Here is a 17,601-nt window from a genome sequence, read left to right on the forward strand (position 1 = left end):
AGTTACAACTTTATTAATATTTTGTTAACAAAACTTATTTTTAAAAATTACTTTCCACTGATAACATATTTTTCTGAAGTTAATCTACTATTAGCCTGATTCAAAAGTGCCATATACATTAATGTATTTGCAGCTTGATTAGCTTTTTCATTTTCTATATCTACATTATTTCCATCTTGATTCATACTAGTGGAGTTATCTACATTCGTTTTTATTTCTCCATAGTTTCCTTGTAATTTAATATGTTTGTTATCTGTAGTTTTTAAATCTAAATCATCTAAATTACTTTTTAAAGATTCTTCAAAAGTTACATATTTTCTTTTGTAACCTTTTGTATTTATATTTGCAATATTATCTGCTGTTGCTCTGCTTCTTTCTGTGGAAGCATCCAATCCCTTTTTAATCAAGCTATAAACTTCTTGATCTTTAGAAAGACTACTAATGTTCAACTTACAATCCCCCATTTTTGTATAAATTTTTTTTTCAAATTCTTATAATTTTAATATAATTTTATTTTGTATTAAAACACACTCAACATAAACTATTTTATCATAAAATTTAAAAGAAATGTTAATTTTAAAGAAAAAATGTTGAATTTTTTTTTATTTTTTTAGTAAAAAGTTTTAATTGCATTTAAAAACGCATTAATTTCTATAATTATCAAAACTAAAATCATAAATTTAATTTAAATACCAGGATTTTGTCCCTTTTATTATACAATATCAAAGTATGTTTTGCTACCTAACTTTCACATGTAAATTTTTCTTCAATATAATTTTACAAATTTTTTTGAATAAATAAGTCGTTTTTCTATTTTTTAATTAAAAAAAACAGCACCATTTTAGTTTTTCATGAAATTTGGTACTGCTTTCTACACATTATTTAATTTTTATATATTATCTACTTCTCACATTTTCTAGTACTTTCAATGCATCCTGAGGTAACTTATTTGTTTGAACCATCATAGCATTTCCCGCTTGAACAAGTATACTTGACTTGGTGTAATTAATCATTTCCTCTGCAACATCTGCATCACGAATCCCGCTATCTGCAGACTCAAGCCTGTCAGACATTTCAATTGTATCACTAAAACTTTCTTGAAATCTATTTTCTAGTGCTCCATACTGACTTCTTATAGATAGTATGCTATTTAAAGATTCATCCACAATATTTAAAGCATCGTTAATGTTATTACTATCTGTTATATTGTATAAACCTCCAGATTTCATTTGCGACAAACTTTTACCGTCTGAAGTTTTCAAGTTATTAACACTTACATCTTTTTGTGGTACAATAATATTTTCTCCCACATTAGCGCCAACAACCATTTCCAAATCTTTCTCCTGACTTAGAAACTTAATCCCATTAAATTCAGTATTTTTAGATATGTTATCCATTCCATTTATCATCTCATCAATTTCATTTTGCATTATCTGTTTATCTTGTGAAGTATTTGCGCTTCCTGATTGTACTACAAGTTCTCTTATTCTTTGAAGCATTGAAGTCATATTGTCCAAGCCACCCTCAACAGTTTGAAGCATACTAATACCATCTTGTGAATTTCTTGATGCTGCTTGAAGTCCTCTTATTTGCATTCTAAGTCTTTCACTATCAGCAATACCATTAGGGCTATCCTTAGCATTATTTACTTTATACCCTGAAGATATCCTGTTCATAGCAACACTTTGGCTCTTCAATGATTTTGAATAAGCTGTATACACATTTAGCGATGCTGAATTATGATTCAATCTCATATTATTCACTCCATATCATATAATTAGTTTTACAATTTAATCCGCTAATACCACGCTCATATTGATATTATTTCTTGTAGAACTTACATCCAAATTACAAGTTCCAAGTAAATTTTCTTTATTATCATATAAATAAACTTTTACTGTATTGCTCCCTATAATCGAAATTGCAGTACTACCGATATTAAATAAATTATTATTTCCTTCTATTTTATATTTAGAAACAGAAGGTAAATTTGTAGATACAGTTATTTGTTTAAATACAGAAATAGCTTGAGCAACTATCACATTTGCTGAAGCAGTATAACTATTATTATCTTTAGAATCTAAGTTAAAATTTAATACAACAGATTTTGGTAAACCATGACCTTTTTTAGATTTAACATTTTTTGCTATAGATAATTTATATTTATGTGACATTTTATATCCTCCATAAGGTGGATTAATCTTTACTGAATTTTCATCATCCCCTGCTGAAATAGTTACATTAACAGGACTTCCATCTGTAAGATCTTGCACAGTAACATTATTATTTAAAGAACTAATATCTACTGGCGTTGTAAATTTTAATATCCAAGCTTTGTTCACATCACTTATAGCTCTATTTCCCATATCTTTAAAATCTTCTGCTGCCGAAACATTTAAAGCACCATAAGAAACACAACACATCATTACAAAAGTTAAAATTAAAGCAGCTCTTCTTATAATTTTTTTCAATTCTTATTCCCCCTTTAAAGTACTACTTATTTATTATCGTTAATATGTAGTTAATTCTTTATGGTCATTACTGTATTTTGTAAATTTAGTTTTACAAAATGTATTAACGTATTTCCATTATAATCACTTTATTTAATTTTTTAATAATAATAAAAATAAATAGGCTAGATTTTTTTTACTCTAGCCTATTTATAATACTTCTTCAATTAACTATTTAACATTACTAATGTTAATTACCTTTTTAAGCTTATCTATATCCCTTGTTTTTTCTTCTAGCTTTACAAATTCACTATCAGCCTCAGTAATAAACCTCACAATTGTTGTCTGAGTTGTTTTTATTTCATTTTGAACTCTTTCTAAGTTGTCTAACTGTTTATCCATTTTATCTAAACGCTCATCCATCTTATCCGAACGTTTATCCATTTTATCTAAATGTTCATCTATGCTATCTAGTCTTTGATATATTGGCTCTAACTTTTTATCTAATAAATTTCCCATTGCTTTCAATAACAATTCATTTTCCATTTAATTCACCTACATAATAAATTATTTTAGCAAGAAAATTTTAACATATTTATTGTGTGGGTTCAATACATAAAATTTTACAATATTATTTTAAATTCAAACTCATATTATTTTTAGTAGTTGAAACATCCAGATCAGCTGTTCCAATTACATTTCCTTTTGAATCATATATATAAACTTTAACAGTATTTCCAGGTACCACTAAGAATATAGATTTGCCTATGTCAACCAAATTATTGTTTCCTTCAATCTTACATTTTGCTGCATCTGGTAAGTTTGTAGAAGTTATTGTTATTTGTTTAAAAATACTAATTGCTGGTGATACAGTAACATTTGCAGATATAGCATAACCACTACTAGTACTATTAGCTTTTGATGTAACTATAAAATTAAGTGTAGTAGTTCTAGCTAAAGAATTTCCACTTAACAATTTTATATTTTTATTTACAGTGACTTGATAAGTATGACCTAATATATAGCCACCTGAAGGAGCATCCACTTTAACAATTGCTTTGCTATCACCCTGCATTGGAGTTATTGAAAGATTATTACCTGAAGTAACATCTTTAATTTGTATGTTGCCAAGTACAGAACTAAAATCTATTGGGCTACTAAAAGTTACTGTCCACGTCTTATTTACATCTGTTATAGTTCTGGTGCCTAAACTTAAAACACTATCATCAGCAGCAAAAACACTGATGCTGTTAAAAGCTAGAAATACAAACATTGTTAATGCTATTACACTATATTTTTTAACTTGTTTTATCAATATAATTTCCTCCTCTTCTAACAGTTGAGAATTGAGAGTGGAAAGTTATGGGTGATCTTCTTCCGCTATCGATGCAGAAAATCTAAAATATAATAAATTTAAGATTTCTCGGAGAAACATCCTCCTTCACTGTCAATTGTCCGCTGTCAGCTCTCAACTAAAAAAGCATTGCCTTGCTTTTTTAATTTAAGGAGGAAGGTATCTCCTCCCTCCTCTTGTTGTTTTGCTTATATTTACCACTTGCTATTGTCTTTTTCTATTATCCGTTCACACTTTGTTCATGACCCCCGGGGGATGTTGCGAACGAAGTGAGCTTGCTACTTACCCTGAAATGGTCCAAGTTGTTCCATTCAAAGTAGCTGTAAATTGCTTAGTGTTTCCAGCAATATCTGTCACTGTAAATACTACTGTTTGTGTATCACTTGCTGTAATTCCAGTTATATTACAAGTCTTTCCTGCTGATACAGAGTAACTTGATGATGCTACTTTTGCTGAACCACCATTTGTTATTGTAACAGAAGCCCAGTCGGTTTCACCATTACTTGCATTTAATACTAATGAGTTTATTGTCGATCCACTACCAACTGTTGGTGTGCTTATAATTTTGTCAACAGTACATTTAAATGCTGCTGAAGTAGCGCCTGCATCTGTACTTGTTGCTGTAGTTACAGCTGTAGCTGTTAACGTATGATCACCTTCTGATAAACCAGTAACATGAACTGTTATTGTAGTTTGTCCTGAAGCTACTATTCCGCTGCCTACTGATACTGGTGTATTACCATCATAGATAGTTACTTTATTTCCTGTTGACACACCATTAACTACTACATCAACATCACTATCCTTTGAAATTGCTGGTGATGTTGTTTTACCTGCTACTGAAGCTATTGTTGGTATTGGTGCATTACTAAGAGTAAAATTCTCTACTGGATCAGATAATGAATTTATATTAGCCGCTCCACTTGCTATAGCCATTACATAAATATCATAAGCTGTTCCATTTACAATTTTTGCACCACTTGTATCATTAGCTGATGTATCTAATACTCTTGTTATAGGTAATCCCGTTTTTGAAACATCAGTATAATTTCCTGTTGATACTTTATTTGCATCTGCTAATGTAAAGGTAGTTCCGGTAGTTCCATGTTTTACTACAAATATTCTATAACCACTTACCTTTGTACCTTCCTCCGATGATGGATCAAAAGTAACTTGTAAGTCTCCTCCATTACCGTTATTTCCAACATCTTTAACTACTATTTTATCTTTTTCTACAGGTGCTGGTGCTCCATTAAAGTTTATAGCGATAGCATTTGTTTTTAAATCAACATCTGTAGCTTTTGCCGCTGTTGGAGTTATTATATCTTTACTTATAGTAAATACCAAGTTATCTACACTATCTGATTTATTACCCTGACCCTTTGTTGGATCTGCTGTTCCTTCAATAACTATTCCAACATGAGTATCATCTAATTTTACTGCACTGTAAGTTAATCCTGCTGGCATAGTTCCTGTGGTCAATGTTACGCTAGATGTTACAACAGCACTTTCAGCTCCCTCTACTGTTCCATTCTGTACTTCTACAGCTATAGTATTTGTTTTACCTCCTCCAGTTGCAATTCCATATACCTTACCAGTATCTTCTTCTTCGTTAAGAATTACTGGTGAAATTGATTTTATACTTGGTGATAATGCTAGCGTCTTTTGTGTTCTATTACTTTCTGTCTTTCCAGCATTAGTTTGTGTTACATAAATACAAGACTCAGTTGGTGATATTCCTCCAGGGATAGTTACTGTCACAGTTCCTTTTTGTCCAGTATTAGTTTGTGAAGCCAAGAAGCTTCCTGAACTATTATATACCTTAATTGTAGCATTATATGGTACATTTTTTACTGTTACACTATTGTTATCCGTTGCTACTAAAATATCGTCTATATTTACACCATCAGAAACATTAGTTGCGTTATCTACAATAAATGGTATAGATTTGTGAGCTGTTCTTCCATTTACTACATTTACAGTATCTAAAACTAACTGGTACGTACCCTTCAATGTTATATCTCCACTAGTAGCACTATCTCCAGGTTGCGTTGGGGTCATAGGGCTACCATCTTTCTTAGTAAGTTGTGTTGAGTAACCATCGCGAGTAAGTGTTGGGGTAGTTATACTTTCTGTTCCCTTAGTTGTGTCATCAGCTATAGTAATTGACTTCAATCCTCCATCATAAGTGCCGTTCTCAACTAGTGTAGGATCAGCTGTAACTGTTGGTAAAACTGCAATTCTACTATTGTCTACTTTGAAATACTTTACAGTATCATTAGTAGCTTTATTATCATCTGCAGTAGATGTTATGGTTAATTTATAATATCCGTCCTGTGTAATAGGTGTATTAGGTGCAAAGGCAACCTTAGCTGAATTTTCCCAATCCATTGTTTGCAAAGTAGGTATAGCTACCTTTGATAAGTCATTCCCAGCACCAAAAGGAATTCTTTGAAGGACAGCTGCACTTGATGTACTTGGATAATCAGTCCATGTAGGTGTTGCACTATAATAAGTCAATGCATCTGTAGCTGGATCTATTTTTTGCCAAGCTCCAGATACTTTTTTCATTGTTCCTGGTTTTTCAGCCATAGTTACATCTACAGTCTGAGGTTGTCCTGAACTTACAGCAAAATGCACAGTTGTCTTAGATTTACCAGTTTGACCTCCTGCACTCTTTGTAGCTGTTACTACAAGTTCATAACTTGTTCCCTGTGGTAATGCACTAGTAATTTTACCTGAAGGACCAATTAAAACACCTCCATTGATAATACCAGTAACTGGATTTTGTCTATTTGGATCAGCAGTTAAATTATAAATTACTGCATCATAAGTTACTCCATCGTTAATCTGCCAACCTACATTAATATCCTTTTGAATTGCATAAGTTTCTTTATCTTTAATTCCTGTAATAACTGGAGCTGGGAATAATCCAAAGGTAACAACATCACTTTGAAGGTGAGGTCCGTTAGCTTTTAGCCTTACAGAAACTTGTAGGGATCTGGTCATTGATACACTAGTAGTTATTGCTGTACAAGGAGTCCAATCACTAGAATTTGTATTATTAATACTATCATATGCATAACTATATTCCATCTCTGCAGAAGTTCCAACGATTCTTGCATTAGATAAATCTACACTTAAATCTGTAAGTTTAGGTTTTCCTACTTCTATAGGTGCAGATGGAAGACTATCACTCATGTTTGTTGCGACTAATCTTAATTGTTTTAAATCAGTCATAGTCATTAGTTGTGGAACTGATATAGTTCCGTTTGTTCCCGCTGTTATTGTACTACCTACTTGCTTTGTAGTATCCGGAACATCTGGCAGACTTCCAGTCTTAGAATCTGGTGTCTCTAAGAATACCTTATAACTCATTCCTGATTTTAATCCTGAAATTGTTCCAGCAGCAGCATCTACAGCAAAGTTTACTGGAGCTTCTGGTGCATACAAGTAAGCAGTTTTTTGACCTTCTGCTTTACCAACCTTTGTTATAGTAATGTATAAATAGTCTCCATTTGGATTTAAGTTCAAGCCTGTCATATTAGCTATACCATTTGATGCTGCAGTAGCTGTTTTAATTGGTTTAGTATCTGTATAACCAGTATATACACTTATGATATCACCTTGATTTAATTTACTTACTACAACAGTATCCTTACTTCCAATTCCATTTGTAACAGCAACATTTGCTGGATCTATAACTCCTGAATCTAAGATTACCGATACAGTAACACTATTTCCATATCCTAAAATAGTTCCCGAGAAAGTGTATACGCCCTTATTTGATTTAGGTATAGTTTTATTCCAATTAACGACAAGTTGTTCTGTCTTTTCTTCTGTTGACCCATTTCTCATTACTACAGAAACTCTCTCTGGAAGATTAACTTTGTTTATATCATCTGTTCTAATAGTATCTAGCTTCTTTATTTCAACTATCTTAAAGTTTGATTTAGGCTTAGTTACTGCCGTACCCTTTGCTGTACCATCAGAATTTTTAGGAATAGAATACATTTTTCCACTTTTTAAGTAATAAATATTATCTCCAATAATATTTACAAAATCAACAGAGTCATCTAAAACTTTATATCCATTTCCTGTTTTCTTATCTAATTTATATAACTTTCCACCATCAGCATAACTCTTATAATAAATATTAGCATCATCTTCAGCACATATAACAGTAAGCTTATCATTTACAGTCTTTAGTGTAGTACTAGTTCCTTTGCCTGATGGAATATTTGTAACTGCTGTTGTACCTTGTGGATTAGAATAATAAGATCCATTAGTAGCATATAATAACCCATCTTTTCCTGTATATAATACAGAACTATCTCCTATAACATTTATATGCTGTGCTGAAACATCACTAACAGGTGATTTACTACCAGTTGTTAAAAGATATTTATATAATTTGTTTCCATCTAAAGTATTTAGATAGTACAAGAAATTATTAGTTCCAGCACTTAATAAGCTAGCTGAATCACTGCAAAGTTGTCTTTTTCCTTGAGAATCTATCACATAAATTCTTGCTCTGTCACTATGATTAATATAATAAATTTTACCTGACATTATATTTAAATGAGATGCCATATCATCAGCAACTTTTTGTCTTTGAGTACCATCTGTTCTTACTTTATAGATCTTTGATCCATCACTGTAGTTAACATAGTATATCCAATCCCCTACTACATTTATATATCCTGCACGGTCATCACTTATAGGTGTATCCTCTACTCCATTCACACTTTTTTTGTAAAGTTTATTTGAATCAGCAGTGTTAACATAGTACATCCATTTAGCATCTGGATCTATGGCAGTAAAACCACTATTAACTAAGTTAACAGCAGTATTCCCGTTTCCTGATTCTGTTCCCTGGCTTCCATCATAATGTAAAGCTACTGGTACATCAATAGTACCACTATCTTGGGTAAGAGCTATTCCTGTTATTGTACCACTAGCTATATCTTTTTGAGCTGAATTATATACAGTCAATCTAGGTACACTAGCCAGTGTAGTTCCTATATAAGTGTTAACTTCACTTAATGAAACAGTAGAACTAGTATCTAAACTGAAATAAGCAGCATCCTGCAGTCCTAAAAGCTGATTTACTTTTACAGTATAAGCATATAAGGTTTGAGTACCAATTGTAACCTTCTTATAGCTTATATTTAATACAGCAGACAAATTTCCTACTATTACTCCACTATCATCAAACTGATTATTTGAATCTGCTACTAGCTTTTGAACAGTTCCAGTTGAAGTATAATAATTTAATGTGTTTCCAACTCTGTTTACTATTTGAGCATCATCAAGAGTTGATCCAGTAAACATGTCCTTTGTTGTCTTAGTGCTATCAACATAAAAAATAGACCCTAAATTATTCATTATTTCATCATTTATTTTTGATATATTACTGGTCAAATAGTTTACATCATAAATGTTGCTTCCAATCACTACAGCATTAGCTGGTAATTTAGCTTCTACGGCCGTACTAAGTCCTAATACCATAGCTGCGGTTAATACCAGCATTTTAGTTTTTTTCATTAAATAAACCTCCTCTTTTATATAAACTTACTATTTTAGTTTAAAACTAAAAATTTATCACTAATTGTTATTCAAAAATAATTTTGATTATATTACTATACTCGTAAACTAATTGCAAACTTTTAGTTTGTATTTGGATATTTATTAATAATATTTACAAGAAAGGACAGAATTTCCGTCCTTTCCTATACTAATTAGTAACTTTAATTGTAACTATTACTCCATATTATTATAATCGTAACAAATTGTAAAAATTTTAGTATAAAAGAGCAGAAACTCCGCTCTTTTATATATTAACTAATAACTTTTATCGTAACCGCAACTGTTGATGTACAATGTTCTATAGTTGCTGTTACATGATAAGTACTAGCACTACTTAAATCTATAACCGGTGGATTCCATAAAAGGACCCGTAATCGTTTCGCTTTTTTAGTTCCGCCTGAGCCGTTTATAACTGCATATATCCTATCTGATAAACTACTCATATTAAGCACACCATCTGTACAGTCACTTTTCAAAACATTTATAGTTACTTTAGTCAAAGAACTACTTGTACCTACACTTGTGCTTCCATCTCCATTAATAGCTAGAATTCTTGGAATTACTCCTACAGTTGCTTTAACTTTTCTATTACCACTTATGACACCATTTAAAGTAAACTTAGCAATTCTACAATCATCTAGATAATCACTAGTATCTGTAAAATTAGAATCAATACTAACAGCATCTGTCCAAGTTACTGCTACTTGTTTTCCTGTTGTTGGATCCTTTACTGTAGCAGGATATGAATCCCCCTGCATTATAGCTGCTAATTCACCTAAATCAACTGCATCTGGATTGCTAGGATCTACTGGATTGTCTGGGTAACTTGGATCATTCGGATCTACTCCTCCTTCTCCTGTAACTATAAGCATAAGGCCTACTTTTCCACTATATCCACTTACAGTTCCTTCATAAGTATATACTCCAGTACCATACTTATTTTCAGCTCCCCAAGTTACTGGTACACTTTGGGTTGAATTATCGGTCATTATAGCTGTTACAGTAGTTGGTAGTGTGAAACTTGATTTAACACTTACAGTTTTCTTTATATTGTTTATAGTCTTTATAATTTTTGTACTTGTTCCACTATCACTAACTGTTAAAGTAAGCTTAACCTTTTTACTGTAGTTATCAACAGTACCATTAAAAACATATACACCAGGTTTATTTCCACTTTGAGTTCCATAATCCCAAGTAACAGGCACTTGGGTTTTTGTACCATCAGTCATTTGAGCTTCCACAGTAGTTGGGAGATTATAAAAATTCCTGCTGCTTGCTGTTTTTACCAAATCATCAATCTTATAAGGTATTGGCTTAACTATAAGAGTAGAAAAGACCGTTTTATCTGTACCATGAATAGTTCCTGTAAAAGTATATAATCCTGGTTTAGATGTATTTATTTTAGTAAGGTTCCAATCCACACTAACTTCCTTTTTACTACCATCACTAGCAGTTACAACCATAGTTGGTCTAGGTGTATACTTTTCATTTTGAATTATAGTATCTGTAACATTCTGTATGCTAGCTACTGCACTCGGTAAATTTTTAGCAATTTGCTCAGATTCATAAGTAACTGCTCCTGGACCTCCTAAAACCTTTATATTATTAACTATATGAGATTTTAAAAAATTCTGCGTATCATAAGACATAGGAGAATCTACAAATACAACAGGTGAATACGTTCTTGGTGCAAGTGCTGAAGCTCCTAAAGAATCTGGAAAATCTTTAGCTGACGAAATATACACAGTATCTGTCTTTAATTCCCCTATGAAAGCTTCTATTATACCTATATTGGAACTGTAACTATCCCCGATACCTATTCTCTTTACATTAGGAAGCCCCAATATTACAGAATCACTTATTTTATCTTGTCCACCTACTACATATATTTGATCTGCTTTTTTATATCCTTGAAGATATTTGCTTACAGAAGCTGGCATACTATATGTATCTACAGGAATTACTGGCATACCTTTAGCTGCTGCTATGGCAGAAATAGACATTCCAGCTCTAAAATCGTTGCTATTTACAAGTGCAATTTCATTAGATTTACCAAGTTTTCCTGCTATCTGTATAGCTGTATCATATCTGTCAGCTCCACCTAATCTGGTAACTTTAATTCCTCTGGACTTTAAGGAATCTTCTATAGCCTGAGATATTACTCCTCTACCTCCAATTATAAATACATTTTTTACACCTAGCCTATTTATCTCTACCGAAGTATAAGGATTTAACACATCTCTAGATGTAAGTAAAATAGGAGCATCAAATTTTTTAGCTAAAGGAGCTGCTGATAAAGCATCTGGGAAATTTTCTCCATTTACTATAACTGCATATGAAGAACTAGCCTTCCATCCATCTTGACAAACTTTAGCTGCAGTTTCATACCTATCTATACCATTATACCTAGTTGTTACAACCTCAGCCTTAACTTTAAAAGTTGAAAAACATAAACTGGCTGCTATCATTGCTACAATAAAAGTTAATCTTTTACTTTTCAATGTTACTACTCCTTTCTAAATTTCTTCCAAAACTGCATTTACAGCATTAAAAAAATCTTTATAATTTTGATACATTATTATTTTTTGCGAAGCCAAATCACTATCCTTTTGAATTTCATCTAAGGCATACTGAAGATTCTTTATATCCTTATTACTTGAATAATTTGCTGTTTCATAGGATGCTTCTTGAATCTGCTCTTTAATTTTTTCCATATCACTACTGTATTTTTGTACTAAATTTCTATAATAGTCATATCTGTAATCTGCATAAACATAATTTATTTTTCCTATTAGCTTCTCTTTTTCTATAGGTTTAGATGTATATAAAAGTTGTGCTTCCAAATCTTTAACCTTCTTATTCATAGAATCTTTCTTACTCATTTCCTCTACATTATAATTAATACTATTCAATTGATTTTTAAGGTTGTCTATATATCCTTGAGTCATACCACTTAAAGATATTTCATAAGTAATCCAATTTCTATTTTTATAAAGATCTTGCAATTGACTATCATATGTGCCTAAATCATATGCATGATATAGCTTTCTATACCTAAGTTTAGTATAATCTCCATAGCTATACATGCTTTGAAAATTTGAAATTTGGTCTTTAATTTGAGCATCAATTGTAATATCACTGTCATAGGAGCTCGTACCTATAATTGATGACACATCGAAATCTTTATAATATAGAGATTTTGAAATATCTAATATTGGTGTATAGTCTTTTATAGGATTATCCTCTATATAAAGAGTAGTTAAATGTGTAAGTCCACTAAGCAAAGATACATCATCTATTTTATCATTGCTAGCATTTAAATATTTAAGATTAATTAATTTTTTTAAAGGCTTTAAATCATCACTATCTATAGAGCTGTTATAGCTTATATCTAGATAAGTTATGCCTGTCAGTTTTTCTATAAAATCTAAATCATATAAGTCAGCATGACTTAATTTTAATGTAGTTAGATTAGTTAAATCCTTTAAGCTATCCAAGCTGCCAACATCATTACCATTTAAGTTCAAAGATACTAAACTTGTCATATCCTTTAAATTACTAAGACTTGTTATTCTATTTCTATTGCTAGAATAATCATCTAAAATACTGTTACTTAAATCTAAAGAAACAATATACTTTAACTTTTTAAAAACATTATCACTAGTTTCTTCATATTCTGTCTCATTTTCTTCCTTATACATTTTTCTTGAATGATTAAGATCCTCTATTCTATTATCACTTACATTAAGTTCTTTAAGATTTACTAAATTTGAAATGTAAGATATATCTTCTATATTGTTATGGCTTAAATTAAGATTTTCAAGTTCATCTAATCTGACAATAGGACTTATATCTTTTATTTGGTTATAACTTAAATTTAAACTTTTTAAATGAACTAAATTTTCAATTCCTGAAATACTTAATATATTTTGATTAGTAAGATCTAAAGAAGTTATTCCTTTTACATCTGAAAAATATATATTCCTATCATGAATGTTCAATTTATCTCTTATAACTTTTTCAAAAGCTTTATCTGGAAATTTAACTGAATCCGAATCTGACTTAAATCCTACTGCGTTATCGAAAGCTATATTTCCAAATATTTCACTTACTTTTGCTCCTGGCATTACTCCTTCTCCTCCAAGAACTGTAAGATATTCAGGATTTACAGAGTCGCTTCCGTAATTAGGAATCTTGCTTAAGATAAAGTCTTTCACTAACCCTGAATTAGACGAACCAGAAAGTATTATAGGAGATTTTGTTTTTGCTGCAAGTGCTGCTCCAGATAACGCATCTGCAAAACCTCCACCTGAAGCTAAATACAAATTATCAAGACTTAACATATCGCCCTTAACAAAATATTGAGTTTGTTTGTTATTATCATCATTATAATTACTATTTTGTGTACTTGTAGCACTGGCCTTTTGAACGAACCTACCTATTGCATTTATATTTCTATAATATTGATCTTTTCCTTCAATTCTTTCTACAGTATTCCCCTCACCTTGAAATTCATCAACTACATTATCAGTTACTACGTTACTGTCTCCCATTACAAAAACATGGTAATCTCTAAAAATTCCCGAACTGGTGTTAGCATTATTACTATTATTACTATTATTACTACTATTTGAACTACTATTGCTGCTATTATCATATTCACTATTTTTTATAGTATTTAAATTTCTTATATACTTCTTCGTTACATCAGGAACATAATTTTTAGGAACTAAAAGCACAGGAACTCCCATAGCTGCTGCAGCAGGTCCTATAGATAAAGCATCTGCATAATCCTCTCCTGTAGCTACTGTAATTGCTTCTGTTTTTCCAAACTTTTCAGCTATCTTTACAGAAGTCTCGTATCTATCAGCACCTGCTAATCTTTCAGTTTGTATTCCTTGATTTTGCAATTGCTTCTCTATGCTACTATTTATAGACCCTTGTCCTCCTATTAGAAATACTTTTCCTACATGGAGCTGCTTAATTTCATCCATAATTTTTGATGGCATGAAATTGCTATATGTTAGAAGTATAGGCGCATCATACTTTTTAGCAAGAGGAACTGAACTTAAAGCATCGGGATAATTTTCTCCACAAGCAATTACTGCATAGTAAGAAGAAGACCATCCATCCTGTGCTACCTTAATACAAGTATCATACCTATCACTTCCCCCCAATCTTTTTATATTAGGAAATGAAGCTCGTACTGTATATGGAAACGTAGTACTTAAAACAAATGTTAATACTAAAATGGCTATATTCTTCCTTCTCTTAATCACTTTTTTTCCTCCAAATGTAAAATATAAATTCATAGTTAAAAACATACTTTGTTTATATTATTATCGAACAATATTAAATTATCCTTAATCATTGTCTAAAGGATAATTGTACCATAACTTACAAAATGCATCAAAAAAATCTAGGAATATGCACAGCATCCATCCTAGATTTAATTCTTTTTTAAAACATTTTAGTTTCATAAGGTTCTATCTTAACATACATATCAAACATTTCTAAAGCTTGCTTTCGAGTTATCTGACCATTTACTAATTTTCTATGTAAAATATATAAATTGGCATTCATATCTGGATCAGTATTTTTGGTTTCTTTCATTTTTTTCAATATTCTCTCCTCAAGAGACAAACTATTTATACTTATCTCTTCATCTAAAAGATCAAATAACTTTTCTGCTTCTTTCCTTATATCTTTTTCCCTACTTGACATTTTTATAATACTTAACCCATTTCTTACTTTTTCTATAAGTTTTTTATCTATATACATTTTTTCTTCATTTTCCAAATTAAATTCCCACCTTTATATTAATAAATTAACCTACAAAAATAAACTTTATTAACTTTATTTTAACAATTTACTTAGCTCTAGTCAATTGAATATATAAATTAATTAAAATTTTTATTAAATATGAATTTTATTTATTTTTAATCATATGCACATATATTACAATAAATATTAAAATTATCGAATACATTTTTAATTTTTTAAAAATAGTTTTATGTCTTTATGATTAATGCATCTCTATCTGGTTATAATTTTCTATAAGAAAGTTAATAGGGAGGTTTAAAAATTGAATAAAGTAATGCTTATTGGAAGGCTTACAAAAGATTCCAAAATTATAAAATTGCAAAATAGTACAAGAGGCGCCGTAAAATTCAGATTAGCTGTAAATAGAAATTATTCCAAAGATAAAGACAAAAAAACAGACTTCATTGAAATAGCTTACTGGAGTGACCACCCTTGTAAGATGCATGAATATCTTACTAAAGGAAAATTAGTAGGAGTAAGTGGAAAAATAATCACTGGAAGTTATGTGGACAATAATAATATAAAAAAATATTTCACTATGGTTCAAGCAGATACAATTAAATTTTTAGAAAGTAAAAAAGAAAAAGCCATGTAGCAAAAACTAGTAACTAATTCAACCTTCACAGTTTGGGCATATTGCGACGCAAAGGTGCAGTAGTAGTTTGGATTTTAACTTTTACTCCATGATATATGGTAAGTGTTTCATCACTGCTAAATGTTTTAATTATTCTAAAGCTCGAAATTTTTGAAAGCCTAAGAACTTTGTCAAACTCGGTTCCCTCAAACAGGACTAAAGTTCTAAGGCTTTCAAAAATTTTGAACTAAGAATAATACTAAAACAATTTAGCTAATGTGATGAAACACTTACCATATATCACTACATAAAAGTTAAAATCCAAACTAGTAACTTCAAGCGTACGCATATAATTCAATTGTCATAAGTTATTTTCTATTTTGCATAAATATTTCGAAAGAGATTGATCATAATGTATTATAAGCAATTTTTAATATTAAAATTACAATAGTTACTACACAACTTTTTAGGTGGAGGGAGCTTTTATACACCATATATTCAATGCGGACTCCACCTAAAAAGTTGCGTCGCAATATTTTTATTTTACGAATTACATTTTATACAATACTAGTTATGACTAAACTTATACTTTTTACCAAATCTATTTCATAAGGTTCCACATCTTTTTTAGTTTCACTATCATAAATAACTCTAATTACAGGTCTATCAGGAAAATTTTCATTTTGTCTTACCACATAGCCTTCCACACCATCAGACAATTTTACACAACATCCAAGTGGATATACTGAAAATGATTTCTTAAATATTTTTACTATATCCTTATCAAAAATAGTGCCACTACCTGCCAATATCAATTCATAAGCATCATTGGGTGTAAATGTTTTTTTATATTCCCTGCTATTAGTTATAGTATCATAAACGTCACTTATGGTAATTATACGTGCAAACCTTGATATAGACTTTCCATCCATTCCATAAGGATAGCCTTTACCATCCATTCTCTCATGATGCTGCTGGACAGCCTTTACTATGGCATCTGATATTCTTAAATTCTTCTTTAAAATAGCAGCTCCCAAATATGGATGCTCCTTAAATTGCTTTAGTTCTTCTTCCGTAAAATTTCCTTCTTTATTTACTACATTTTTAGGTAATACAATTTTTCCAATGTCATGAAGAATTGCTGCAACTCCTAATTCTTTAATGGAATTTGAATCTAATTTCATAGCAGTACCTATAAAAGTAGACATAATACATACATCAATGCTATGGACATAAGTAATATTACTATAGGTTTGAATATCATATAAGCTTTGGTTTATATCTGCGTCTCTTTGTATATAACTTATAAGATCTTCTACAACTTTTATATAGTCATTCATTGCTTTTTTATCTGATACCATAGATGTGCTTTTCATTATCTTTGACATATTCTCCAAAGTTGTCTGTTTCAACTGACTTACTTTTTCATCTTCTACATTGACATCTGCTAACCTTTCGTCTTCAACATATACATAAAAAATTCCCATTTCCAACATTTTTCTTATATAACTGCCATTTAACTTTGTACCTGCTTTAAGAAGTACCCTACCATCACTTGTAAATATATTTTTTCCTAGTATTTCATCTCCGTTTAAGTTATTAATAAGCTGCAACTTCATTTAACACACTCCTATAAATTATAATCAATTAAGAAATATATCAGTTGGCTTTAAATTCTAATTTTATTTAAAATTTAAGTCAAATATATTGAAAATACTTACAAATTGTTTTCTTATGAATTATATTATATACAATTTTTATACATTTTTCATCTATATTCGAAATAAATATTAATTTTTTAAATTGCAGTT

The 17,601-nt window shown here is 30.5% G+C and carries 11 protein-coding genes; 1 reads left to right on the plus strand and 10 read right to left on the minus strand.

Going from position 1 to position 17,601, the window contains the following annotated elements; translation table 11 throughout:
* Positions 1-47: 47 nt before the first annotated feature.
* The 9 genes from flgB to HBE96_RS01865 form a co-directional block, all read right to left on the minus strand.
* Positions 48-449: a flagellar basal body rod protein FlgB gene (gene flgB / locus HBE96_RS01825; protein ID WP_169296063.1), complete on the minus strand. Its 402-nt coding sequence runs from the start codon at positions 447-449 to the stop codon at positions 48-50.
* Positions 450-896: 447 nt separating this feature from the next.
* A complete protein-coding gene (locus HBE96_RS01830) occupies positions 897-1,754 on the minus strand; it encodes a flagellin N-terminal helical domain-containing protein (protein WP_169296064.1) in 858 nt (285 codons plus the stop codon).
* 36 nt (positions 1,755-1,790) lie between these two features.
* The gene (locus tag HBE96_RS01835; protein ID WP_169296065.1) at positions 1,791-2,471 is read right to left on the minus strand and encodes an Ig-like domain-containing protein; all 681 of its coding nucleotides are present in this window, start codon (positions 2,469-2,471) and stop codon (positions 1,791-1,793) included.
* Positions 2,472-2,681: 210 nt separating this feature from the next.
* The gene (locus tag HBE96_RS01840; protein ID WP_169296066.1) at positions 2,682-2,996 is read right to left on the minus strand and encodes an ArsA-related P-loop ATPase; all 315 of its coding nucleotides are present in this window, start codon (positions 2,994-2,996) and stop codon (positions 2,682-2,684) included.
* An 85-nt stretch (positions 2,997-3,081) separates the two neighbouring features.
* Entirely contained in the window at positions 3,082-3,765 is a 684-nt protein-coding gene (locus HBE96_RS01845) for an Ig-like domain-containing domain (RefSeq protein ID WP_169296067.1), read from the minus strand.
* Positions 3,766-4,086: 321 nt separating this feature from the next.
* A complete protein-coding gene (locus tag HBE96_RS01850) occupies positions 4,087-9,351 on the minus strand; it encodes a DUF5050 domain-containing protein (RefSeq protein WP_169296068.1) in 5,265 nt (1,754 codons plus the stop codon).
* Between the two features lie 293 nt (positions 9,352-9,644).
* The gene (locus tag HBE96_RS01855) at positions 9,645-11,894 is read right to left on the minus strand and encodes a cell wall-binding repeat-containing protein (RefSeq protein ID WP_169296069.1); all 2,250 of its coding nucleotides are present in this window, start codon (positions 11,892-11,894) and stop codon (positions 9,645-9,647) included.
* Between the two features lie 15 nt (positions 11,895-11,909).
* Complete coding sequence (locus HBE96_RS01860) at positions 11,910-14,672, minus strand: cell wall-binding repeat-containing protein (RefSeq protein WP_169296070.1); 2,763 nt, start codon at positions 14,670-14,672, stop codon at positions 11,910-11,912.
* A gap of 181 nt (positions 14,673-14,853) precedes the next feature.
* The gene (locus HBE96_RS01865) at positions 14,854-15,192 is read right to left on the minus strand and encodes a hypothetical protein (protein ID WP_169296071.1); all 339 of its coding nucleotides are present in this window, start codon (positions 15,190-15,192) and stop codon (positions 14,854-14,856) included.
* A 286-nt stretch (positions 15,193-15,478) separates the two neighbouring features.
* Here HBE96_RS01865 and HBE96_RS01870 point away from each other — a divergent pair, with 286 nt between their 5' ends.
* Entirely contained in the window at positions 15,479-15,811 is a 333-nt protein-coding gene (locus HBE96_RS01870; protein WP_169296072.1) for a single-stranded DNA-binding protein, read from the plus strand.
* 536 nt (positions 15,812-16,347) lie between these two features.
* Here the strand turns inward: HBE96_RS01870 and HBE96_RS01875 are convergent.
* Complete coding sequence (locus HBE96_RS01875) at positions 16,348-17,409, minus strand: HD-GYP domain-containing protein (RefSeq protein ID WP_169296073.1); 1,062 nt, start codon at positions 17,407-17,409, stop codon at positions 16,348-16,350.
* Positions 17,410-17,601 lie beyond the last annotated feature (192 nt).

The organism is Clostridium muellerianum (genome assembly GCF_012926525.1).
Lineage (GTDB): Bacteria > Bacillota > Clostridia > Clostridiales > Clostridiaceae > Clostridium_AM > Clostridium_AM muellerianum.

What these genes read in the sequence shown, in the direction of transcription:
- HBE96_RS01840 (WP_169296066.1), bottom strand. Translation starts at nt 2,996, where the DNA reads ATGGAAAATGAATTGTTATTGAAAGCAATGGGAAATTTATTAGATAAA.
- HBE96_RS01850 (WP_169296068.1), bottom strand. Translation starts at nt 9,351, where the DNA reads ATGAAAAAAACTAAAATGCTGGTATTAACCGCAGCTATGGTATTAGGA.
- HBE96_RS01875 (WP_169296073.1), bottom strand. Translation starts at nt 17,409, where the DNA reads ATGAAGTTGCAGCTTATTAATAACTTAAACGGAGATGAAATACTAGGA.
- HBE96_RS01830 (WP_169296064.1), bottom strand. Translation starts at nt 1,754, where the DNA reads ATGAGATTGAATCATAATTCAGCATCGCTAAATGTGTATACAGCTTAT.